Below are 21,246 nucleotides of genomic sequence, written 5' to 3'. Positions count from 1 at the left end.
CAGCCCTCCCTAAGGAGCCCTCATGACCGCGCCCGTCGTCCACTCGCTGCGCGAGCAGATCCGCGAGCACATCGTGGAGGGAATCGTCAGCGGGCGCTGGCAGCCGGGCGAGCGCATCGTGGAGCGGCGGATCGCCACCGAGCTGGAGGTCAGCCAGACCCCGGTACGGGAGGCCCTGCGTGAGCTGGAGTCCCTGCGGCTGATCGAGTCGGCTCCGAACAAGGGCGTACGGGTCCGGAACCTGACCGCGGCCGACCTGGAGGAGAGCTACCCGGTCCGAGCCGGCCTGGAGGCCATCGCCGCGGAGCTGGCGGCGGACCGCCTCGCCGAGGACTGCTCGGCGCTGGAGCCGCACGTCCTGGCCCTGTACGAGGCCGACCGCAAGGCCGACGGCACGGCCCAGGTCCGCCACACGGTCGGCTTCCACCGCGAACTCGTGCGCGCCGCGCGCAACTCGGTGCTGCTGCACACCTGGGAGGGCCTGGGCATCGAGGTCTTCACGGCCCTGTCGATCCGCTGGCTGGGCACGGTCCAGCAGTCGTACGCGGAGGAGCACGAGGAGCTGGTGCAGGCCTTCAAGCGCCGGGATCCGAGGATCGCGGAGCTGGTGAAGGCCCACGTGCTCGGCTGCGCGCCGCGGGCTTGATTCAGTAGAGCGCACCCCCGCTCAGACGCCGCCCCACCTGCGAAAACAAGGCGATTCAGCGTCACCCGGTGCCATCGCCGAAGGCACCGGGTGCCTACTTTCTCGGAATCGAGAAGTTTTGCCCCGCAACCCTTTGATCGATCATCGATCAGGGAGTTACAGTCGCCGACGGACTTCCACCGAAGTCCGCCTGCCCTGTCCTGCCAAAGACCAAGGGCACCCCCGAACCCTTACCGATGAGGGAACCCCCTTCGACTGAGGAAGGCGGCGACATGACCGACCCCAACGCCATCCAGCCGAGCGCGCTCGACCAGCTCCCCGACCGCGACCCGGAGGAGACCGCCGAATGGCAGGCCTCCCTCGACGCCGTCGCCAGGGAGGCCGGGCCGCACCGCGCCGCATACCTGATGCGGCGCACGCTGGAGCGCGCCGAGGCGGGCGGCATCGCGCTGCCGAAGCTCCTCGAGACCGACTACGTCAACACCATCCCCACCGCCGCCGAGCCGGGCCTGCCCGGTGACGAGGCGATGGAGTCCCGGATCACCGCCTGGAACCGCTGGAACGCGGCCGCCATGGTGACCCGCGGCTCGAAGTACGGCGTCGGCGGCCACATCGCCACCTTCGCCTCCGCGGCCTGGCTCTACGAGACCGGCTTCAACCACTTCTTCAAGGGCAAGGAATCCCAGGAGGCCGCCGGCTCCGGCGACCAGCTGTACATCCAGGGCCACGCCTCCCCCGGCATCTACGCCCGCGCCTTCCTCGACGGCCGCCTGAACGAGCACCACCTGGACCACTTCCGCCAGGAGTCCGGCGGCAACGGCCTGCCGTCCTACCCGCACCCGCGCCGGCTGCCCTGGCTGTGGGAGTTCCCGACGGTGTCGATGGGCCTCGGCCCGCTCTCCGCGATCTACCAGGCGCGCTTCAACCGCTACCTGACCAACCGCGGCATCAAGGACGTCTCCGCCTCGCACGTGTGGGCGTTCCTCGGCGACGGCGAGATGGACGAGCCGGAGTCGACAGCGGCCCTCGCGCTCGCCGCCCGTGAGGAGCTGGACAACCTCACCTTCGTCATCAACTGCAACCTGCAGCGCCTGGACGGCCCGGTCCGCGCCAACTTCAAGATCGTGCAGGAGCTGGAGGCCCAGTTCCGCGGCGCCGGCTGGAACGTCGTCAAGACGCTCTGGGGCACCGCCTGGGACGAGCTGTTCGCCCTCGACACCACGGGCGCGCTCGTACGCCGCCTGCGCGAGGTACCGGACGCGCAGATCCAGACGTACCAGACCCGCGACGCCGCCTACATCCGCGCCGACTTCTTCGGCAAGGACCCGGCGCTCGTCGAGATGGCGAAACTGCTGAGCGACGACAAGATCCTCGAGGTCTTCCACCTCTCGCGCGGTGGTCACGAGGCCCGCAAGGTCTACGCCGCGTACAAGGCCGCCGTCGAGCACAAGGGCGCGCCGACCGTGATCCTGGCCCAGACGGTCAAGGGCCACACCCTCGGCGAGGGCTTCGCGTCGAAGAACGCCAACCACCAGATGAAGAAGCTGACGGTGGACGAGTTCAAGACGATGCGGGACCTGCTCGACCTGCCGATCAAGGACAGCGACTTCGTCGACGGCGTGGTGCCCTACGGCCACCCGGGCGCCGACTCCCCCGAGGTCCGCTACCTCCAGGAGCGCCGCGCCGCCCTCGGCGGTCCGGCCCCGGCCCGTCGTACGCACGCGCTGGCCCCGCTGCCCGCGCCCGCCGAGAAGGCCTTCGCCTCCTTCGACAAGGGCTCCGGCTCGCAGAACGTGGCCACCACGATGGCCTTCGTCCGCCTGGTCAAGGACCTGGTCCGCGACAAGGAGACCGGCAAGCGCTGGGTGCCGATCGTCCCCGACGAGGCGCGCACCTTCGGTATGGAGTCGCTGTTCCCGTCCCTCGGGATCTACTCCCCCAAGGGCCAGACGTACGAGCCGGTCGACCGCGACCAGCTGATGTACTACAAGGAGGCCAAGAACGGCCAGATCCTCAACGAGGGGATCACCGAGGCCGGTTCGATGGCCGACTTCATCGCCGCGTCCACCGCGTACGCCACGCACGGCGAGGCGATGATCCCCTTCTACATCTTCTACTCGATGTTCGGCTGGCAGCGCACCGCCGACCAGATGTGGCAGCTCGGCGACCAGCTCGGCCGCGGCTTCCTCGTCGGCGCGACGGCGGGCCGTACGACCCTGACGGGTGAGGGCCTGCAGCACGCCGACGGCCACTCCCCGGTCATCGCGGCCACCAACCCGGCGGCCCTGACGTACGACCCGGCCTTCGCGTACGAGGTCGCGGGCATCGTCCGCGAGGGTCTGCGCCGGATGTACGGCGAGGCCAAGCCGGGCGAGGACCAGAACGTCTTCTACTACCTGACGGTCTACAACGAGCCGATGCCGCAGCCGGCCAAGCCGGCCGGGCTCGGCATCGACGAGGGCATCGTCAAGGGCCTGTACCGCTTCAACACGGCCGAGTCCGCGGGCGTGACCGCCCCGGCCAACGCCCCGCGCATCCAGCTGCTCGGCTCCGGTACGGCGATCCACTGGGCCCTCGAAGCCCAGAAGCTGCTCGCCGAGGAGTGGGGCGTGGCCGCCGACGTGTGGTCCGCGACCTCCTGGTCCGAGCTGCGCCGTGACGCGATGGAGGCCGACGCGGCCCTGCTGCGCGGCGAGGAGCGCGTGCCGTTCGTGCGCCAGGCCCTGCAGGGCGCCGAGGGCCCGGTGCTCGCGGTGTCCGACTACATGCGCCAGGTCCCGGACCAGATCGCGCAGTGGGTCGAGCAGGACTACTCCTCGCTGGGCGCCGACGGCTTCGGCCTCTCCGACACCCGCGAGGCGGCCCGCCGCCACTTCGGCGTCGATGCCCAGTCGATCGTCGTCGCGGCCCTGGCCCAGCTCGCCAGGCGCGGCGAGGTCAAGGCGACGGCGGTGAAGGAGGCCCGGGAGAAGTACGGGCTGTAGTCACCGAGGTCCTGGGAAGGGGTACGGCATCTGCCGTACCCCTTCTCTGTCAGTGGCCCCCGGCATGATGAACGCATGCGTGCGGCCCGCCTCATCAAGATGGTGCTCCTCCTCCAGTCCCGGCCCTCCATGACCGCCGCCGAGCTGGCCCGGGAGCTGGAGGTGTCCGAGCGGACCGTGACCCGGGATGCGCAGGCGCTGTCGGAGGCGGGGGTGCCGGTGTATGCCGACCGGGGGCGGGCCGGCGGTTACCGGCTGATCGGCGGGTACCGTACGCGGCTGACGGGGCTTGCGCGCAGCGAGGCCGAGGCCCTGTTCCTGAGCGGGGTGCCGGGGGCGCTGCGGGAGATGGGTCTGGAGGACGTCGCCTCCGCGGCCCGGCTGAAGGTCTCCGCCGCTCTGCTGCCCTCCCTGCGGGACGCCCCGGACAGCGCCGCCCAGCGCTTCCATCTGGACGCGCCCGCCTGGTTCCGGGAGCCGGAGACACCCGCGCTGCTGCCCGTGATCGCCGAGGCGGTGTGGGAGGAGCGGCGGATCGGCGCCGGCTACCGGCGCGGGGATGTGGTGGTCGAGCGGGAGCTGGAGCCGTACGGGCTCGTGCTGAAGGCGGGCGTCTGGTACCTGTGCGCGCGGGTGCCCGACGGCGGCGCCTTCCGGACGTACCGGATCGACCGGTTCGACACCGTCGAGGCCCGTGACGAGCGCTTCGGCCGTGATCCGGAGTTCGACCTGCCCCGCCACTGGGCCGAGCAGGCCGAGCGGTTCGCCCGGTCGATCCTGCGCGCCGAGGTCGTCGTACGGCTGTCCCCGGACGGTGTGCGCAGACTGCCGTACGCCGTCGACCCGCTCTCCGCGCGCGAGGCGCTCACGGACGCGGGCGAGCCGGATGGCGAGGGGTGGGTGACGGTGACCCTGCCGGTGGAGTCGGAGGAGGTCGCGCACAGCCAGCTGACGGCGCTGGGGCCGGAGGCCGAGGTGCTGGCGCCGGGAGGCCTGCGGGAGCGGTTCGCGGCGGACGCGGCCGCGCTCGCCACGCGGTACGGGCGCGGGAACGTCTGATAACGATCCTCCGCACTCCGCGTGCGCCCCACCGGCTCAGGCACGATGCTGGTGCCGTGATGGAAGAGACGGAGTTCTGGGAGCTGATGGACGCCGCCCGCGAGGCCGCCGAGGGCGACCCCGAGGACCAGGCCGACGTGCTCGTGGAGCGGCTCCTCCAGCTGGACCCCGAGACGGTCCTGGACTTCGCCCGTCACTTCGAGTCCCGCTACAACCGTGCCTACACCTGGGACTTGTGGGGCGCCGCCTGGGTGTTGCTCGACGGGGCCAGCGACGACGCCTTCGACTTCTTCCGGTGCTGGCTCATCGGACAGGGCCGGGAGATCTTCGAGGGCGCCGTGCACGAACCGGACTCCCTGGCCGAGCTGCTGGAGGACTTCGACGAGGAGATCGACGGCGACGGCGAGGAGCTGGGTTACGCGGCCGACGAGGCGTACGAACAGCTCACCGGCACCGTCGCCCCGGACCTCGGCATCGCGCCGGCGCCCGCCGAACCCGAGGGCACCCCGATCGACTTCGAGAACGAGGCGGTCCTCACCGAGCTGTATCCCCGGCTTTCAACGCGTTTCAAGGGCTGACTCCGCGTGCAGCGGCGGCGCCGCGTTGGCCCGGTCGAGGGCCGAGGCCGTCGCGGCGGCCGGCCCGACCACGACCGCCGCGACCACGCAGACGACGGTCCAGGGGCGGCGTACCGCCCGGGTCCACACGGACTCTTTCTGCTGCTGCGTACGACCGCTCATCGTTCCCCACCTCCAGTCGGCGCATCTCGCGCCGAGTGCGTGCCTCGACGGTAGGGCGGAGACCTCAGGGGGTGCGGTGAGCCACCTGTGGCGTTCCTGTGGGCACCGGGCCTGCGGGGACACGGCCCTGCATGCGGGCCGCGGTCCGTCTGATCTCCGGGAGCCGGGCGGTCAGGGCGGCGCCCGGGCAGCTGGTCATGAAGCCTTCGTTGTGGCCGGCCACGGCGGGCAGGGTGGCGGTGCTGCCCGCCTTGTAGCGGCTGAGGCCGTTGCTGGAGACCAGGCGGGTGCGGGAGCGCGGGTCGACGTCGGCGAGGCCGAGCTTCCAGGCGGCGACGGCGGCGATCGCGTCGGTCATGGCCTGCGGCACGGGGACGCCGGCGGTGAAGGTGCCGAGGGCGGCGATTCCGGCGGTGCGGTGGTTGAAGCCCTGGGTGTGGGCGCCAGTGACGGGCCGCTCGACGCCTCCGGCGCGGCCCTCGTAGATGGTGCCGCAGCGGTCGACGAGGAAGTTGTAGCCGATGTCGTCCCAGCGGCGGGGGCCGGTCTGCCCCGCGTACAGGTCGCGGATGATGCGGGGAGAGTCCGCGCACTGGTAGCGGTTGGGCGAGTCGGTGTGGTGGACGAAGACGGCGACCACCTTGTCGTCGTAGCGCGGGGGCGGCTGGCTGGGCGTGGCCGCGGTGCGCTCCATCCAGGCGGAGCGGGGCAGGATCCGCGGCCGCGGGGCGTGGTGGGCCGGCTGGGGCCGGTCCGCCGCGGGCCGGCCGAGCCGGACCGCGACCGGGCGCTCGACACCGCGGGCGAACAGGGCCAGCGCGAGGACGGCGGTCAGGCCGGGCAGGCATCCCAGCAGGACCAGTACGGCGCCGGGAACGCGCAGGGCCCGCCGCTTCCGCGTCCCACGCGATCTTCGGAGGACAGACATGAGCCCACTGTCGGGCCGGTACGCCGGGCTCGCGATGTGTGCTGTGCCACCCGGTGGAACCATCGTCCTGGTGGAGGACGTTTCTGGGGATATACGCACACGTGGCCGGTCCGCCGCCCGGTGGCCGCTCCCGCGCGCGGGACTGATCATCGGGCCCGTCCCGGCCGTATAAGGGGGTCCGAGAGAAAGGCGGCTCCGTGGACCTGCTCGACCTGGTGCTTGCACTGGTGATACTCGTCTACGCGGCGTCCGGGTACCGGCGCGGGCTGGTGGCCGGATGCGTGTCCCTGGCCGGGTTCGTGGGCGGCTCGGTCATCGGTGTGTGGGTGCTGCCGTGGGTGACCGGTCTGGTGGCCCGCGGGTCGGCGGCCGCGACCGTGCTGGCCGTGCTGACGGTGCTGGTGCCGGGGGTGGTGGGGCACGAGCTGGCGGGCCGGCTGGCGCTGCGGCTGCGGCGGGAGCTGGACCGGGAGGGCCGGGGTCCGCTGCGGGTGGCGGACGGGATAGGGGGTGCGGCGGCGAACTCGGTCGCCGTGCTGATCGTGGCCTGGGTCGCGGCGAGTGTGCTGGGCGCCTCCTCGTCACAGACCCTGACGACGTCGATACGGAACTCGGCGTTGCTGGGCGCGGTGCAGCAGACGATGCCGGAGACAACCCCCGTGTGGTTCTCGCGGGCGACGTCCGCGCTGACCGAGGCGGGCTTCCCGCAGGTCTTCAACCCGTTCGAGAACGAGTCGACGGCCCAGGTGCCCCGGCCCACGGGCGACAGTGTCACGCCGGCCGCGACCGACGCCGCCAAGCGGAGCACGGTGAAGATCGAGGGCGCCTCCGGCACCGAGGGCCGCGAGGGCAGCGGCTTCGTGTACGCGTCGCGGCACGTGATGACGAACGCCCACGTGGTGGCGGGCATCGACCACCCGAGTGTGCGGGTGGGCGGGGTCGGGCGGTCGTACGAGGCCCGGGTGGTGCTCTTCGACCCCGACCGGGACGTGGCGGTGCTGTACGTGCCCGAGCTGCGCGCCCCGGTGCTGCGGTTCGACCGGGACGCCTCGCGCGGCGACTCGGCGGTGGTCGCGGGCTACCCGCAGGACGGGAACCTGAACCTGCAGGCGGCGACGGTGGCGAACCGGGTGCGGGCGACCGGCCAGAACATCTACAACGACCACACGGTCACCCGGGAGATCTACTCGATCCGCTCGACGGTCCGGCCGGGCAACTCCGGCGGCCCGCTGCTGACCACCGACGGCAGGGTGTTCGGCGTGGTCTTCGCCCGCTCCACCTCGGACGCCGAGACGGGGTACGTGCTGACGGCGGCCGAGGTGGCGAGCGACGCGGGGCGCGCGGCCAGGGCGACCGCGCCGGTGGACACGGGGCAGCTGGTCACGTCGTAGCTCTGGTCGTGCAGCGCGTCGCCTCATAGCGCGTCGACTCCTGGCGCGTCCTCGCCGCATGACGGCCTCCTTAGGTGCGAGGGGGAAGGATGGGGCGCATGGAACGTTCGCGAATCGCGGTGGCCGGTGCGTCCGGTCTCATCGGCAGCGCCCTGGTGCGGTCCCTGACCGCGGACGGGCACGAGGTAGTGCGCCTGGTCCGCCGTGCGCCCCGGGACGGGAGCGAGGTCCGCTGGGACCCCGAGCGGCAACAGGTGGACGCGGCCGGGCTGGTCGGCTGCGACGCGGTGGTCAACCTCGCGGGGGCGGGGATCGGTGACCGGCGCTGGACACCGGAGTACAAGCGGCTGGTGCGGGACAGCCGGGTGCTGGGCACGGCGGCGCTGGCGGAGGCGGTGGCCTCGCTGGACACCCCGCCGCGGGTCTTCGTGAACGGCAGCGCGATCGGTATCTACGGCGACACGGGCGACCGGGCCGTGGACGAGGACGCGCCGCCCGGGGACGGGTTCCTGCCGTCGCTGTGCGTGGAGTGGGAGGAGGCGGCGGCGCCCGCGCAGGAGGCCGGCGTGCGGACGGTGTTCGTGCGCACGGGGCTGGTGGTCGCGCGGGGCGGCGGGGCCTGGGGGCGCTTGTTCCCACTGTTCAAGGCGGGGCTCGGGGGGCGGATGGGCGACGGACGGCAGTACTGGTCGTACGTCGCGCTGCACGACGAGGTCGCCGCGATCCGGTTTCTCATCGACCACGACACACTGTCCGGGCCGTTCAACCTGACCGCACCCCAGCCGCTGACGAACCGTGAGATCACGGCGGCGATGGGGCGGGTGCTGCACCGGCCGACGCTGTTCGCCGTCCCGGCACCGGTGTTGCAGACGGTGCTGGGCGAGATGGCAGGGGAGGTGCTGGGCAGCGCGCGGGTGGTGCCGAAGCGGCTGCTGGAGTCCGGGTTCACCTTTGCGTTCCCCGGTATCGACGACGCGATCCGCGCGGCCTGACACCACGTCAGGGAAGCTCCTGAGATCTCCTGCGACCTCCTGCGACTTCTTGTGACCGTATGCGACCGCCGTGCGACCGTGCCCTGTTGATGCGCGACTGTTCCTGACCGATCACGGCCCTAACCTCGACCCGAACTCGGGTATCCCTGGAGCCAGTTGGGGGCATGACGTCTCCACCGGCCGCGCAACCACAGGAGGGGCCTCGTGCTTGAGCCCGCGTACCAGGTGGACGTCGTCATCGTGGGAGCCGGAATCGCCGGACTCTCGGCGGCTCATCGGCTCACCAGCGCAGGAGTAACGACCACAGTCCTGGAGGCCGCCCCTTACGTGGGCGGCCGTATGTCGACCGAGAAGGTCGACGGCTTCCGGCTCGACCGCATCGGACAGCTACTGTCCACGTCCTATCCCGAGCTCCGCCGCACCGCGGGGCTCGACTCACTCACCCTGCGCCGCTTCGCGCCCGGCGTCCTGCTGCACCGCGACGGGCGCACCCATCGCGCGGGCGCACCGGCGGCCGGAGGGAGCGCAAGGGGCGCACTCCATGTGGTGCGCGCCCTGGCGAGCGCCCCCAGGGGTCCGGCGGCCGTGCCGGGCCGGGCCGGTGCGCCGGTGGGCGGCGCGGTCGACCAGGCCCGCCTGGGCGCCGCCCTGGGCCGGATCGCCGCCACCCCGGTCGAACGTCTGCTGTCCCGGCCCGAACTGCCCGCCGCGCAAGCCCTCGCCGCCCGTGGGGTGCCCGCCCGGACGGTCGACGGCTTCCTGCGTCCGCTGCTCGCCGCGCTGCTGTGCGACCCGGAGCTGACCACGTCCAGCCGGTGCGCCGACCTGGCGCTGCACTCCTTCGCGAGCGGCCGACTGTGCGTGCCGGAGGGCGGCGCCGAGGTGCTGCCGGAGCTGCTGGCCGGCGCGCTGCCGCCCGGCACCGTGCGCACCGGAGTGCGGGTCACCTCCGTGTCCACGACCTCGGTGACCACGGCCGAGCACGGTGAGATCCGCTGCCGTGCGGTGCTGCTGGCGACCGACGCGCGGGCCGCGGCCGAGCTGCTGCCGGGGCTCAGGGTGCCGGACTTCCACCCGGTGACGGTCGTCCACCACACCACGGACGAGCCGGCCGCGGTCTTCGCGACGGGCACGTCGCTGCTGCTGGACGCCGACCGGGGCGGCCCGGTCGCGCACACGGCGGTGCTCAGCAACGTCGACCCGAGCCGCGCCCCGGCCGGCCGCGTGCTGATCTCGTCGACCGTGCTGGGCACCCCGCCCGACGGGATCGACACCGCCGTCCGCATCCACCTCTCGCGGCTCTACGGCACCTCGACGCGCCGCTGGGAGACGCTCGCCGTGCACCACACCCCGCAGGCGATACCGGCGATGCGCCCCCCGCACGACCTGCGCCGCCCGGTACGCCTCCTGGCCGGCCTGTACGTCTGCGGCGACCACCGCGACACCAGCACCGTCCAGGGCGCCCTGCACTCGGCCCACCGCGCCGCGGCGGCGGTCCTGGCGGACCTGGGAGCGACGGGTTCGCTGCACAGCGCGGACCCGGCCCCGACGCTACCGAGGGCGGCGTAGCGCCCCAAAGGGGCGCGGGACTGGCGAGAGAGGTGCACCTAGCCCAAAGCCGCCACCTTCTCCCGGTACCCCCGCACCGGTGCCGCGTCCCGATACGGCTCCAACCTGCGTTCGAAGTCCTTCACGTATTCGATCGCGCGAGCGCTCCGCATCTCCGCCGCCTGGCCGGCGGCCTCGGCGGCCAGGGCGCAGGCCTGGTCGAGTTCGCCGAGGCCGAGCCGGGCGGTGGCGAGGACGACCCGGCAGAACAGCCGGCTGCGGGCGTAGGAGGGGGCGCGGAGCTGGAGGGAGCGTTCCGCGTGCTGGGCGGCGGCCCGGAACTGCTGCAGGTCGCGGTGGCAGTGCCCGAACTCGTCCGCGAGCTGCGCCTCGTCGAAGAACCGGGCCCAGTACGGCACCTCGTCCCCGGGCCGGGCCGCCTCCAGGGCGCGCTCGGCCCGCACCAGCGCTCCGGTGCACGCCCGCACCTCCCCGAGCACCCCGTGCGCGCGGGCCTCGGAGGCGTGCAGCAGCGCCTGCACGACCGGTGGCGCGCCGGTGCCGACCCCCTGTTGGGCCACCCGCGCCAGCTGCACGGCCTCCCTGCCGTGCCCGAGGTAGACGGCCTGGCGGCTCATGGTGACCAGCACGTAGGAGCCGTAGGACCGGTCACCGGCCGCCTGGGCGAGGCGCAGGGCCTGCACGAAGTAGCGCTGGGCGAGTCCGTGCGCGGCGATGTCGTACGAGGTCCAGCCCGCGAGCCGGGTGAGGTCGGCGGCCGCGGCGAACAGGCGGCGGCCGGTCTGCTCGTCGTAGATGCCGCGCAGCATCGGCTCGCACTCGTGCTCCAGGTAACGCACGAGGGCCTGCCGGGCGTGGCCGCCGCCGTAGGCGTCGTCGAGGGTGCGGAACAGCTCGCCGACCGAGCGCAGCGCGGCGATGTCACCGCCGCTGACCTTGTGGCCGGGGGCGCGGGCGGCGTGGCCGCGGGGCCGGGGCGGAGCCGGTACGGCCTCCGGGCGGCCCTGGGCGCCGGGGCGGACCTGGGCGGGCACCCGGGGCGCCGGCTCCCGGGCCACCTTGTCGTCGGCCTTGCCGATCAGCCAGTCCCGGCTGGGCACGACCAGCCCCGCCGGGGTGAAGGCGATCTTGCGCAGCTCGGCGTGGCTGCCGGAGTCCTTGCGCCACAGCCCGCTGACGATGTCGACGGCCTCCTCCGGGGTGGCCGCGAACTCGAGCCCGGCGTACACCGGCGCACAGGCGTCCAGGCCGAGATCCTGGGCCGTGAGCCGGCGCCCGAGCCGGCGCGTGAACACCTCGGCGATCAGGGCGGGCGTCGTGCCCCGGGGCTGCTGCCCGCGCAGCCAGCGGGTGACCGAGGTCTTGTCGTATCTGAGGTCCAGCCCGTGTTCCAGACCGAGCTGGTCGACGCGACGGGCCAGTCCCGCGTTGGAGAACCCCGCTTCTGCGATGAGCGCGGCGAGCTGGCGGTTGGGGGTGCGCTGCGCGGGTCGGTCCGTCATCTGTGGTGCGGTCTCCTGCCTTCCGGGCTTCTGAAGTGCCGGGATTGCCTGTGAGCTGCCCTTTTGGCATCACGAACGGCGCGAATGTAGCGGAGAGTGAGTAGACCATCACACACTTCCCGGCGCATTCATCCGATCGTGTGAGGATTGCCCCCAGGGCTGACGTACGCCGGACGGACGTACAGTGGCGTGGGCGCTTTACGTGCCTGACACACCCATCGCTGAGGGAGGCGCTTGCCGTGAGTGAGTTGCGGTTCGTCCACATGGGGTTCGGCGCGGATGCCGTCGAGTACCAGGAGGCGTGGGACGAGCAGCGCCGGGTGCACGCGGCCCGGTTCGCCGACGAGGTCCCCGACACCGTGCTGCTCCTGGAACACCCCCCGGTGTACACGGCGGGCCGCCGCACCGAGGACAGCGAGCGTCCGCTGGACGGCACCCCGGTCATCGACGTGGACCGCGGCGGCAAGATCACCTGGCACGGCCCCGGTCAGCTGGTGGGCTACCCGATCCAGAAGCTGCCCCGGCCGGTGGACGTCGTCGCGCATGTGCGCCGCCTGGAGGAGGCGCTGATCCGCACCTGCACCGAGTTCGGCGTGGAGACCACCCGGGTCGAGGGCCGTAGCGGCGTGTGGGTGCTCGGCGACCCGGTCGAGCAGCGGCCGGCGCTCGGCGGACTCTCCCTCGACTTCGACCCGCGGCTGCACGACGACGAGTTCGATCCGCGCCTCAACGGTCCGGAGTACGCCCCCTCCAACGCCGGCCAGCGCCGCGAGGACCGCAAGATCGCCGCGATCGGCATCCGCGTCGCCAAGGGCGTCACGATGCACGGCTTCTCCTTCAACGTGAACCCGGACAACCGCTGGTTCGACCGGATCATCCCGTGCGGCATCCGGGACGCGGGGGTGGCCTCCCTCGCCAACGAGCTGGGCCGGGAGATCACGATCGAGGAGGTCCTGCCGGTGGTGCAGCGCCACCTGACGGACATCCTGGAGAACGCGGAACTGAAGCCGCGGGTGATCGAGAAGGCATCCGCCTGATCCAGGGAATGCGCCCTGCGGCCGTGAGGTTGGCCTCACCGGAAGGGCTCAGTTAACACGGGCGTACCCTGGTGTACGCCGAAGAATCGAAGCTACAGGGAGCCGGTCGTGTCCGCAGTCGCACCCGACGGACGCAAGATGCTGCGCCTGGAGGTCCGCAACAGCCAGACCCCCATCGAGCGCAAGCCCGAGTGGATCAAGACCCGGGCGAAAATGGGTCCCGAGTACACGAAGATGCAGAACCTCGTGAAGAGCGAGGGCCTGCACACGGTCTGCCAGGAAGCCGGCTGCCCGAACATCTACGAGTGCTGGGAGGACCGCGAGGCGACCTTCCTCATCGGCGGCGACCAGTGCACCCGGCGCTGCGACTTCTGCCAGATCGACACCGGCAAGCCCGAGGCCCTGGACCGGGACGAGCCGCGCCGCGTCGGTGAGTCCGTGGTCACCATGGACCTGAACTACGCCACCATCACCGGCGTCGCCCGCGACGACCTGGAGGACGGCGGCGCCTGGCTGTACGCCGAGACCGTGCGCCAGATCCACCAGCAGACCGCGGACCGCGAGGCCGGCCGCACGAAGGTCGAGCTGCTGGCCCCCGACTTCAACGCGGTCCCGGAGCAGCTCGCCGAGGTCTTCTCCTCCCGCCCCGAGGTCTTCGCGCACAACGTCGAGACCGTGCCGCGGATCTTCAAGCGCATCCGCCCCGGCTTCCGCTACGAGCGCTCGCTGAAGGTCATCACCGAGGCCCGCGACTACGGCCTGGTCACCAAGTCCAACCTGATCCTCGGCATGGGCGAGACCCGCGAGGAGGTCAGCGAGGCGCTCAAGCAGCTGCACGAGGCGGGCTGCGAACTGGTCACCATCACCCAGTACCTGCGCCCCTCCGTGCGCCACCACCCGGTGGAGCGCTGGGTCAAGCCGCAGGAGTTCGTGGAGCTGAAGGAGGAGGCCGAGCAGATCGGCTTCTCCGGTGTGATGTCCGGTCCGCTGGTGCGGTCCTCGTACCGTGCCGGGCGCCTGTACCAGATGGCAATCGAGAAGCGGGGCTCGTACATCGCGACCCAGGCGGTGTGAGCCGCGCGTGTGAATTCGCGCACAAGAAATTACTGGCCAGTAATGGCCGAGTCGACGCGGTTCTGACCGTCCTCGCTGATGAGGGCGACCGTCAGGGCCGCGTCTCTGTTTCAGCGCTCTGTATCAAGGCTTCATTGGTGTTTGACCGGTCGGTCACGCCCTGGTAACACCAATCAGTGACTCTGATATCACGCCCAGTACACCCGACCGAGGGGGGACCTCGATCATGCAGGCCGCGCCCGTTCGCGCCACCGCCATTCCGTCCTTCACCGACGCGCTCCGCGCCGTCGAGTCCCTGCTGATGAGCAGCGGACAGCGCACGGCCCGCCGCAACGCCTGGACCTCCGTGCTGGAGGACCGCCGCCGCGCCAAGGACCGGGTCGAGGCGCAGCGCGTGCTCGATCAGGCCGCCACCCGCTCCTGAAACCCCTCCCCACCGGGCACTGCCGTCGTGGGCACTCCCGGGGGCACGTAGACTTCTGGGCATGGCGAGGAAGGAAACCGCGGCGGACGCCGCGAACGCAGGGCGACTGAAGCAGATCGCCCTCACGTACAAGATGACCCGCAAGGCCGACAAGAAGATCGGTCTTGTACTCGCGGCCGTCGGCATCGGCACCCTCGGTGTCTTCCTCGCGATCGGCTTTCTGATCGGTCACCCGGTCTATCTCGGCATCCTGGGCCTGTTGCTGGCCTTCCTCGCGGCGGCGATCGTTTTCGGCCGCCGCGCCGAGCGGGCCGCCTTCGGGCAGATGGAAGGCCAGCCGGGGGCCGCGGCGGCCGTGCTGGACAACATCGGCCGGGGCTGGACGACGACTCCGGCGGTGGCGATGAACCGCAGCCAGGACGTGGTGCACCGGGCGGTCGGCAAGGCCGGCATCGTGCTGGTCGCCGAGGGCAACCCGAACCGGGTGAAGAGCCTGCTGGCCGCCGAGAAGAAGAAGATGAACCGCATCGTGGCGGACGTGCCGGTGCACGACGTGATCGTCGGCACGGGCGAGGGCCAGGTCGAGCTGAAGAAGCTGCGCACGACCATGCTGAAGTACCCGCGCGTGCTGACCGGCCCCCAGGTGACCACCACCAACGACCGACTGCGCGCCATGGGCGACCTGATGAGCAACATGCCGCTGCCCAAGGGCCCGATGCCGAAGGGCATGCGGATGCCGAAGGGCGGCCCGAAGGCCCGCTAGACCTCCTCGTACGAGACGCGTACGAGAAAGGGGGCGCCCGGTTAATCCGGGCGCCCCCTTCGTCGTACGAGAACTCCTCGCCGTAGGAGGATCAGATCCGTACTTCCACGGTCTGCGCGAGCCGGTCGTGCAGGCCGCGGCCGTCCCGGTCCCAGATCAGGGCGGGGAGCGCCAGGCACAGCAGGACCGTGCGCAGCAGGGCCCGGAGCGGGTTGACCGTGCCGGTCTGCAGGGCCACGACCCGGATGCCGAAGAGGCGCTTGCCCGGGGTGAAGCCGAGCGTGCCGACCAGAAGGGCGCTCATCACGAAGAAGATGAGCAGGGCCCAGTTGCTGGTGGCGGGGCTGTTGCCGTGCGTGATCAGGCCGTATGCGATCAACACACATAGACCCCAGTCGACAGCCAGGGCCCCGAGGCGCCTGCCGGGCCGTGCGATCGAGTTCGGTCCGTCCTCCGGGAGGCCGAGCTGTTCGCCCCGGTATCCGAAGTCGGCTCCGGCTTCTTCCATGGCCGCGCGCGGCCCGGAAAGCCACGATCCCATTGCTTGCCTGTTGTCCACCCGTCCACGGTACGCGCCCGGATTCGGGCAGGGCGCACAGGGGTGTGTCGGCGCTACGGTGGAAGCGTGGCCGGTTAACTTCTGCGAAACAAATGGGTCACGCCCGAGAAATCACCCGTCCCTAGGGTCGGAGGCAGCGTGTGCCACCGCACTGGCCGCACGAACGATCTACCACCCCGGCGGGACGGTCGGGAGTAGGAGGAGCTGGATGTTCCAGAACGCCGACGAGGCCAAGAAGTTCATCGCGGACGAGGACGTCAAGTTCGTCGACGTCCGGTTCTGCGACCTGCCGGGCGTCATGCAGCACTTCACGGTGCCCGTTGAGGCGTTCGACCCGGACGAGGAGCTGGCCTTCGACGGATCGTCGATCCGTGGTTTCCAGGCCATCCACGAGTCCGACATGGCCCTGCGCGCCGACCTCTCCACGGCCCGCGTGGACCCGTTCCGCCGCGACAAGACCCTCAACATCAACTTCTTCATCCACGACCCGATCACGGGCGAGCAGTACTCCCGTGACCCGCGCAACGTGGCCAAGAAGGCCGAGGCCTACCTCGCGTCGACCGGTATCGCGGACACCGCGTACTTCGGCCCCGAGGCCGAGTTCTACGTCTTCGACTCCGTCCGCTTCGCGACCGGCGCGAACGAGTCCTTCTACCACATCGACTCCGAGGCGGGTGCCTGGAACACCGGTGCGGTCGAGAACAACCGTGGTTACAAGGTCCGCTACAAGGGCGGTTACTTCCCGGTCCCGCCGGTCGACCACTTCGCCGACCTGCGCGCCGAGATCTCCCTGGAGCTGGAGAAGAACGGCCTGAAGGTCGAGCGCCAGCACCACGAGGTGGGCACCGCCGGCCAGGCGGAGATCAACTACAAGTTCAACACGCTGCTCGCCGCCGCCGACGACCTCCAGCTCTTCAAGTACATCGTGAAGAACGTGGCCTGGCGCAACGGCAAGACCGCGACCTTCATGCCGAAGCCGATCTTCGGTGACAACGGCTCGGGCATGCACGTGCACCAGTCGCTGTGGAGCAACGGCGACCCGCTGTTCTACGACGAGGCAGGCTACGCGGGCCTGTCGGACATGGCCCGCTACTACATCGGCGGCATCCTCAAGCACGCCCCGTCGCTGCTGGCCTTCACCAACCCGACGGTGAACTCGTACCACCGTCTGGTCCCGGGCTTCGAGGCGCCGATCAACCTGGTGTACTCGCAGCGCAACCGCTCCGCCGCGATGCGTATCCCGATCACCGGCTCCAACCCGAAGGCCAAGCGCGTCGAGTTCCGCGCGCCCGACTCCTCCGGCAACCCGTACCTCGCCTTCTCGGCCCTGCTCCTCGCGGGCCTGGACGGCATCAAGAACAAGATCGAGCCGGCCGAGCCGATCGACAAGGACCTCTACGAGCTGGCTCCCGAGGAGCACGCGAACGTGGCCCAGGTCCCGACCTCCCTGCCGGCCGTCCTCGACTCTCTCGAGGCCGACCACGAGTTCCTCCTCCAGGGCGACGTCTTCACGCCGGACCTGATCGAGACCTGGATCGACCTCAAGCGCACCAACGAGATCGCGCCGCTGCAGCTGCGTCCGCACCCGCACGAGTTCGAGCTGTACTTCGACGTGTGATCGACGCTGCCCCCAGCATGTGAGGGCCGCCACCGGGAACGCTCCCCGGTGGCGGCCCTCGGCCGTGTCTCCGACCCGTCGCCGTCAGCTCACCACGATCACCACGACGGGGGTGTTGAACCCGTTGTTGAAGCCGAACCCGTTGTTGAAGCCGAAGAAGCCGTTGCGGTCGAAGCAGTTGCCCCGCCAGTCGTTGAAGCAGCCACGGTTGGTGGACACCTGCGTCGGGGTGGCTGCCGACGCGGTACCTGCCGTGCTGATCGCGGCACCGCCGAGCATGAGGACGCCGATGGCGGACACTGCGGCGAGTCGCCTCGCGCGATGTGCATTCATGGATCCACCTTCCTTCCACCCCTCGTGCGGCTTTCCGAAGCACGAGACTGATGGCCGCGAACTCGGAGTGAAGAGTCCGGCGCGGGTAGGGGGCACCGCACGCGTAGGAGAAAGCAGGGCAGACGACGTCGGACACCCTGCGGTGCGGCTCTCACGGAAAATGCTAGCCGCGAAACGACCATGCAGCATCCTGGGCAACCTTTGCCGCTTCCCATGCTTCCTACTCTCGGGGGATCATCCTCCTGGTTCTGTCCGACGAGAGAGGTTGAACGGGGATGACCGAACGGGACGACTGGGAGCGCGAGTTCGATCACAGATGGGCGAACTCTGCCGAGCACAAGGAGCCCTCCGCACGGGCCCGGATGCTCGCCGCCCGCTGGAAGGAGAACCCGCCGGACCCGGCACCCTTCCGCGCCGACCCGGAGCCGGCGGCGCCGCGGCGGTCGTCGTGGGTGTCGACGGTCGTGGTGCTGGGCTGTGTGGCCGCGGTGATAGTGCTGCTCGGGTACGCGCAGATGCGTTCTCCGTATTAGGAGTATCCGGAGTAAGAGGAGTGCGGGGGATGCGGGAGGGGAGCCGGGCCGCGCTACGGCTGGCCGAGGGCGCGGCGCTGCGGGACGTGATCGACACGAGCGACCCGAGCGCCTGGCTGTGGCTGGACGAGGGGGTGCGGACGGACGAGTGGTACTTCGCGCCGTACGCCGTCCCCGCCTGGGAGGAGACGCCCAGCGGGCTTTCGCTGGCTGCCGCCCTGCACGCCGCCGGCCCGCTCACCGAAGGGCAGCTCGCACTCGCCCTGTGCCACCGGGACGGCCGGATCCGGTACCGGGCGCTCGGGCGGGTCGCCGGGCGGCCGGCGCTGCTGCCGCTGGTGGTCGTGCGGTGCGCGGACTGGGCGGAGCCGGTGCGGGAGCGGGCCAGGAAGCGGTTGGCCGAGGCGCTGGACGCGGAGACGGCGGCACGGCTGGCCCCGCTGGTCCGGCGCCTCGCCGACCGCCACCGGGGCGACCACGCCCTCGGCCTGCTGGGTGAGGTGCTGCGGCAGGCGCCCGGTGAGCGGTTGGCCCCGCTTCTCGCCTCCCCCGACCGCCCCGTACGCCGGTTCGCGTACGGTCTCGCCGTCGAGGAGGGGCTTCTCTCCGCCGTTGAGCTGGCTCGCGCTGCCGCCGGGGACGACGACGCCGTCGTACAGACCCTGTGCGGCGAGGCCGCCCTGGCCGCCGTAGGAGATGAGGACGCGGAGGAGGTGCTGGGGGCGCTGCTCGGCGCCCGCAGTCCCCGGGCCCGGTCCGCCGGGGTGACCGCGCTGCGGCGTCTGGGGCGGCCCGAGCAGGCCATCGGGTTTCTGGCGGACCGGTCGGCGCTGGTGCGGGCCTGCGCCCGGTATGTCGTACGGCAGTACGGGACCGATCCGCTGCCCTGGTACCGGGACCGGTGCGCCGACCCCGGTGACCCGGCGCTGCCGCCAGGTGCCGCGATCGGGCTCGCGGAGTGCGGGACCCGCGCGGACGCCGGCCTGCTGTGGCCGCTGCTGGACCACCCGGCGCCCGGCGTGCGGGCCAAGGCGGTGGCCGGGCTGCGCATGCTCGATGTGACGGACGTGCCGCGGATGCTGCGGCTGCTGGACGATCCGGCGCCCGGGGTCGTCGGCGAGGCCACCCTCGCGCTGCTCCCCTCGGCCGGGCTGCTGCCCGAGGCGTGGCTGGCGGAGCGGCTGGCGGCCGGGCGTCCCCGGTGGGTACGGGTGTCGGCGTACCGACTGCTGGACGCGCGCGGTGGTGTCGTACGACTGCGGGCGGCCGTGGCGCTGCTCACTGACGCGGACGAGCGGCTGCGGGCGCGGGCCGAGCTGACCGTGCGGTGGACGCGTCCGTGGGGAGCGGACGACGAGGTCGCGGAGCTGCTCGCCCGGGCCCGTTCCCATCTGGGCCGAGGCGCCACGGATCCAGCCCAGGATTCATAGGAAGCCTTTGCTGCCCCTAGGTCTGCTCGCGACCTCCTTATGGGATTCCGCAGGTGCACACTGGACATCGGGACGAGTGCCTGACTGCGGGGTGATGCAAGATGCAGAGCCGCTTTAGGAGCGATCGGCAGCTGACCGTGCGGATGACGGTCACGATGTTCCTGCTCGGGCTGCTGTACGTGGCCTTCGTCGCCGCGTTGATCGTGCTGCTCAAGTCCTGGCTGCTGGTCGTCGTCCTGATCGGGGCGATGTTCGTGGCTCAGTTCTGGTTCTCCGACCGGATCGCGATGTTCGCCATGCACGGGCGGGTCGTGGAGCGGGAGGAGTATCCCGAGCTGCACGCGGTGGTCGACCGGCTGTGCGCGATCGCGGACATGCCCAAGCCGGTGATCGCCGTCTCCAACATGGACATGCCGAACGCGTTCGCGACCGGGCGCAATCCCGACCACGCCGTGGTCTGTGTGACCACGGGCCTGCTGCGTCGGCTGGAGCCCGCCGAGCTGGAGGGCGTGCTCGCGCACGAGCTGTCGCACGTGGCGCACAAGGACGTCGCCGTAATCACGATCGCGTCCTTCCTCGGGGTGATCGCGGGACTGATCGTCCGGTTCGCCTTCTACTCGCAGCTCTTCGGCGGGGGCCGCAGGGACCAGAACACCGCCGTCGTGTTCGCCGCCGTGATGGGCGTCTCGGCGGCCGTGTACGCGCTCAGCTTCCTGCTGATCCGGGCCCTGTCCCGGTACCGGGAGCTGGCGGCCGACCGGGCGGCCGCGCATCTGACCGGCCGGCCCTCGGCACTGGCCTCGGCGCTCACCAAGGTCTCCGGGGAGATCGCCCGGATCCCGACCAAGGACCTGCGCACGGCCCAGGCCTTCAACGCCTTCTACTTCACCCCGGCGACCGGCAAGGAGCCCGGCATCGAGCGCTTCTTCTCCACCCACCCGACCCTGGAGCAGCGGCTGGACCAGTTCGGGCGGATCTCCGCGGAGCTGGGCGAGGCGGCGGCTCCCGGGAAGGCGGGCTGAACATTCGAAGGCGGGCTGAACACGTGAGGCAGCTGCGGAAGGCGGGCTGAACTTTGGGGCTGCTGGACATCCTGCTCGGGCGGACGAAACCCGTCGCGCCCGACCTCGACCAGCTGTTCGCGCTGCCCTCGGCGGCGATCACGCTCCAGGCGGCAGCGGGGTTCACGCCGACCGGGGTGGGTGCGGTGTGCTTCGCCACGGTCGAGGGCGCGGCCTTCGAGCAGACCCACCGGGAGGTGCAGGCCCTGCTCGACGCGGACGCCGACCGCGCCGGTCCCCCGGTGGAACTGACCCAGGACGGCTACGGCTACTCCTGGCTGGTCTCCCGGCGGGCCCCCGACCAGCTGCCCCAGCTGGTCAACGACCTGCACGCGGTGAACAGCTCGATGGAGGTCAACGGCTTTGGACCGCAGCTGCTGTGCTCCCTGGCCGCCTTCGAGGACGAGCGGGGACGGCGCCTGGCCCTCGTCTACCTCTACAAGCGCGGCACCTTCTATCCCTTCGCGCCCCTGCCCGGCGCCGCCGAACGCCGGGACAGCGCACTGGAGTTGCAGGTGAAGGCGCAGCTCGTAAGCGACCTCAGGACCGAGCAGGACCTGAGCCGCTGGTTCCCGGTGTGGGGAGCCCCCGGCCTGTGACCGG

At 71.3% G+C, this 21,246-nt stretch carries 21 protein-coding genes; 16 read left to right on the top strand and 5 right to left on the bottom strand.

Annotated elements, in window-relative coordinates:
- Positions 1-22: 22 nt before the first annotated feature.
- From CRP49_RS22950 to CRP49_RS22935, 4 genes are all read left to right on the top strand, one after another.
- Entirely contained in the window at positions 23-646 is a 624-nt protein-coding gene (locus CRP49_RS22950; RefSeq protein WP_030656699.1) for a GntR family transcriptional regulator, read from the top strand.
- 272 nt (positions 647-918) lie between these two features.
- On the top strand, positions 919-3,630 hold the full coding sequence (gene aceE / locus CRP49_RS22945) for a pyruvate dehydrogenase (acetyl-transferring), homodimeric type (RefSeq protein ID WP_097255093.1): 2,712 nt from the start codon (positions 919-921) through the stop codon (positions 3,628-3,630).
- Positions 3,631-3,705: 75 nt separating this feature from the next.
- Positions 3,706-4,689: a YafY family protein gene (locus CRP49_RS22940; protein WP_097255092.1), complete on the top strand. Its 984-nt coding sequence runs from the start codon at positions 3,706-3,708 to the stop codon at positions 4,687-4,689.
- A 59-nt stretch (positions 4,690-4,748) separates the two neighbouring features.
- Positions 4,749-5,267, top strand: a complete 519-nt coding sequence (locus tag CRP49_RS22935) for a DUF4240 domain-containing protein (RefSeq protein ID WP_179851919.1) — start codon at positions 4,749-4,751, stop codon at positions 5,265-5,267.
- Here the strand turns inward: CRP49_RS22935 and CRP49_RS22930 are convergent.
- Both CRP49_RS22930 and CRP49_RS22925 read right to left on the bottom strand, forming a co-directional pair.
- Positions 5,247-5,429 carry a hypothetical protein gene (locus tag CRP49_RS22930; protein WP_097255090.1) on the bottom strand — a complete coding sequence of 61 codons (183 nt, stop codon included), beginning with the start codon at positions 5,427-5,429 and terminating at the stop codon, positions 5,247-5,249. The genes CRP49_RS22935 and CRP49_RS22930 overlap by 21 nt on opposite strands.
- A 64-nt stretch (positions 5,430-5,493) precedes the next feature.
- Positions 5,494-6,357 (bottom strand): peptidoglycan recognition protein, encoded by an 864-nt coding sequence (locus tag CRP49_RS22925; RefSeq protein ID WP_257033467.1) that lies wholly within the window; start codon positions 6,355-6,357, stop codon positions 5,494-5,496.
- 197 nt (positions 6,358-6,554) lie between these two features.
- Here CRP49_RS22925 and CRP49_RS22920 point away from each other — a divergent pair, with 197 nt between their 5' ends.
- The 3 genes from CRP49_RS22920 (at position 6,555) to CRP49_RS22910 (ending at position 10,309) form a co-directional block, all read left to right on the top strand.
- The gene (locus CRP49_RS22920; protein WP_097255088.1) at positions 6,555-7,748 is read left to right on the top strand and encodes a MarP family serine protease; all 1,194 of its coding nucleotides are present in this window, start codon (positions 6,555-6,557) and stop codon (positions 7,746-7,748) included.
- A gap of 98 nt (positions 7,749-7,846) precedes the next feature.
- Positions 7,847-8,740 carry a TIGR01777 family oxidoreductase gene (locus tag CRP49_RS22915; protein WP_097255087.1) on the top strand — a complete coding sequence of 298 codons (894 nt, stop codon included), beginning with the start codon at positions 7,847-7,849 and terminating at the stop codon, positions 8,738-8,740.
- A gap of 204 nt (positions 8,741-8,944) precedes the next feature.
- The gene (locus tag CRP49_RS22910; RefSeq protein ID WP_097255086.1) at positions 8,945-10,309 is read left to right on the top strand and encodes an NAD(P)/FAD-dependent oxidoreductase; all 1,365 of its coding nucleotides are present in this window, start codon (positions 8,945-8,947) and stop codon (positions 10,307-10,309) included.
- Positions 10,310-10,347: 38 nt separating this feature from the next.
- Here CRP49_RS22910 and CRP49_RS22905 read toward each other — a convergent pair whose 3' ends face one another.
- Positions 10,348-11,811 (bottom strand): regulator, encoded by a 1,464-nt coding sequence (locus CRP49_RS22905; RefSeq protein WP_097255085.1) that lies wholly within the window; start codon positions 11,809-11,811, stop codon positions 10,348-10,350.
- A gap of 239 nt (positions 11,812-12,050) precedes the next feature.
- Here CRP49_RS22905 and lipB point away from each other — a divergent pair, with 239 nt between their 5' ends.
- The 4 genes from lipB (at position 12,051) to CRP49_RS22885 (ending at position 15,109) form a co-directional block, all read left to right on the top strand.
- A complete protein-coding gene (lipB, locus tag CRP49_RS22900; protein WP_097255084.1) occupies positions 12,051-12,848 on the top strand; it encodes a lipoyl(octanoyl) transferase LipB in 798 nt (265 codons plus the stop codon).
- Between the two features lie 108 nt (positions 12,849-12,956).
- Positions 12,957-13,922, top strand: coding sequence for a lipoyl synthase (gene lipA, locus CRP49_RS22895; protein ID WP_097255083.1), 966 nt, complete (start codon positions 12,957-12,959; stop codon positions 13,920-13,922).
- Positions 13,923-14,148: 226 nt separating this feature from the next.
- Complete coding sequence (locus tag CRP49_RS22890; RefSeq protein ID WP_094218201.1) at positions 14,149-14,346, top strand: hypothetical protein; 198 nt, start codon at positions 14,149-14,151, stop codon at positions 14,344-14,346.
- 61 nt (positions 14,347-14,407) lie between these two features.
- Positions 14,408-15,109 (top strand): DUF4191 domain-containing protein, encoded by a 702-nt coding sequence (locus CRP49_RS22885; protein ID WP_097255082.1) that lies wholly within the window; start codon positions 14,408-14,410, stop codon positions 15,107-15,109.
- 91 nt (positions 15,110-15,200) lie between these two features.
- Here the strand turns inward: CRP49_RS22885 and CRP49_RS22880 are convergent, their stop codons facing one another.
- Positions 15,201-15,668, bottom strand: a complete 468-nt coding sequence (locus CRP49_RS22880) for an RDD family protein (protein WP_097255081.1) — start codon at positions 15,666-15,668, stop codon at positions 15,201-15,203.
- A gap of 208 nt (positions 15,669-15,876) precedes the next feature.
- Between CRP49_RS22880 and glnA the strand changes: the two genes are divergently transcribed.
- Positions 15,877-17,286, top strand: a complete 1,410-nt coding sequence (gene glnA, locus CRP49_RS22875; RefSeq protein ID WP_097255080.1) for a type I glutamate--ammonia ligase — start codon at positions 15,877-15,879, stop codon at positions 17,284-17,286.
- Positions 17,287-17,370: 84 nt separating this feature from the next.
- Here glnA and CRP49_RS22870 read toward each other — a convergent pair whose 3' ends face one another.
- Positions 17,371-17,619, bottom strand: a complete 249-nt coding sequence (locus CRP49_RS22870; RefSeq protein WP_097255079.1) for a hypothetical protein — start codon at positions 17,617-17,619, stop codon at positions 17,371-17,373.
- A gap of 275 nt (positions 17,620-17,894) precedes the next feature.
- Here CRP49_RS22870 and CRP49_RS22865 point away from each other — a divergent pair, with 275 nt between their 5' ends.
- From CRP49_RS22865 to CRP49_RS22850, 4 genes are all read left to right on the top strand, one after another.
- Positions 17,895-18,152, top strand: a complete 258-nt coding sequence (locus CRP49_RS22865) for a hypothetical protein (RefSeq protein WP_097255078.1) — start codon at positions 17,895-17,897, stop codon at positions 18,150-18,152.
- A 29-nt stretch (positions 18,153-18,181) separates the two neighbouring features.
- Positions 18,182-19,582 (top strand): hypothetical protein, encoded by a 1,401-nt coding sequence (locus CRP49_RS22860; RefSeq protein ID WP_097255077.1) that lies wholly within the window; start codon positions 18,182-18,184, stop codon positions 19,580-19,582.
- 101 nt (positions 19,583-19,683) lie between these two features.
- A complete protein-coding gene (gene htpX / locus CRP49_RS22855) occupies positions 19,684-20,604 on the top strand; it encodes a zinc metalloprotease HtpX (protein ID WP_097255076.1) in 921 nt (306 codons plus the stop codon).
- Positions 20,605-20,657: 53 nt separating this feature from the next.
- Positions 20,658-21,242, top strand: a complete 585-nt coding sequence (locus tag CRP49_RS22850; RefSeq protein ID WP_097255075.1) for a hypothetical protein — start codon at positions 20,658-20,660, stop codon at positions 21,240-21,242.
- Positions 21,243-21,246 lie beyond the last annotated feature (4 nt).

The sequence above is a fragment of the Streptomyces sp. Ag109_G2-15 genome (assembly GCF_900215565.1).
Lineage (GTDB): Bacteria > Actinomycetota > Actinomycetes > Streptomycetales > Streptomycetaceae > Streptomyces > Streptomyces diastatochromogenes.
This window is presented reverse-complemented; position numbering and strand designations above follow the sequence as displayed.